Here is a 1,344-nt window from a genome sequence, read left to right as displayed (position 1 = left end):
GGGACTGTCTGAAAGATCGTGGGCGGGCTGGTGATCCGGCAGGCTGGAGCTGAGGCTCCGGCCGGGAAGGATCACTGTGACCGACGAAGAAACGACCGGGCAGGCATCGGTGGCTGCTGGGCTGGATGTCCAGCTGGCCGCTGAGCTCATCGAGCGGGCCAAGGCCCAGGGGGTATCGCTGGTCGGCCCGGACGGGCTGCTGGCCGGCATCACCAAGACGGTGCTGCAGGCCGCCCTGGACGCGGAGATGACCGAACACTTGGGCTATGAAAAGGGCGAACGCCCGGACCAGCCGGGCGGCAATCACCGCAACGGCCGCTCGCCCAAAACGGTCTTGACCGAGGTCGGGGCGGTCCCGCTGCAGGTCCCGCGAGACCGGGCAGGTGAGTTCGAACCCAAGATCGTGCCCAAGCACGCCCGCCGCATCGAAGGCTTCGACGAGGCCATCGTCAGTCTTTATGCCAAGGGCCTGACCACCGGAGAGATCCGCGCCCATCTGGCGGAGATCTATGACGTGGAGGTCTCGCGCGATCTGATCTCCCGGGTGACCGACCGGGTCGCCGAGGAACTGGCGACATGGCAGTCCCGCCCGCTGGACGCGGTCTACCCGGTCGTGCTGATCGATGCGATCCACGTGAAGATCCGGGACGGGCAGGTCACCAACCGGCCCATCTACGTCGCCATGGGCATCAACTGCCACGGCGAACGCGACGTCCTGGGCCTATGGGCCGGCACCGGCGGCGAAGGCGCCAAGCACTGGATGAACGTGCTGGCCGAACTGAAGAACCGCGGAATCAACGATGTGTGCATCGCCTGCTGCGACGGCCTCAAAGGCCTGCCCGAGGCGATCAACCAGATCTGGCCCCAGACCACCGTCCAGCAATGCGTCGTGCACCTGGTGCGCTCTTCGCTGCGCTATGCCGCCAAAGGCCACTGGAGCCAGATCACCAAGCACCTGCGCGAGATCTACACCGCCCCCACCGTCGATGCCGCCGAGACACGCTTCGCCGACTTCGAGGCGGCCTGGGGTGACAGATATCCGGCGATCATCCGGCTGTGGCGCTCGGCCTGGGAGCAGTTCACCCCGTTCCTGGCGTTCCCACCGGAGATCCGCAAGGTCATCTACACCACCAACGCCATCGAGTCCCTCAACGCCCGATTCCGTCAGGCCACCCGACGGCGCGGCCACTTCCCGACCGACCAAGCCGCGTTGAAGGTGCTCTACCTGGTCATTCGCAGCCCGCGCAAGAACCGGGCTAACGTGACCGGCAAAACTCCGGGGTGGAAGGCAGCGCTGAACGCGCTGTCGCTCTACTACGGCGACCGCATCACCCTCCACTAGAA

General features: G+C 66.1%; 1 protein-coding gene. It reads left to right on the top strand.

The window, feature by feature from the left end:
• Positions 1-109 precede the first annotated feature (109 nt).
• The gene (locus AB0I04_RS55150; protein ID WP_360905081.1) at positions 110-1,342 is read left to right on the top strand and encodes an IS256 family transposase; all 1,233 of its coding nucleotides are present in this window, start codon (positions 110-112) and stop codon (positions 1,340-1,342) included.
• The last annotated feature ends 2 nt before the right edge of the window (positions 1,343-1,344 follow it).

This window comes from Actinoallomurus sp. NPDC050550 (assembly GCF_040655075.1).
GTDB lineage: Bacteria > Actinomycetota > Actinomycetes > Streptosporangiales > Streptosporangiaceae > Actinoallomurus.
The sequence above is the reverse complement of the archived record's forward strand: the minus strand, read 5'-3'. Positions and strand labels throughout refer to the sequence as shown.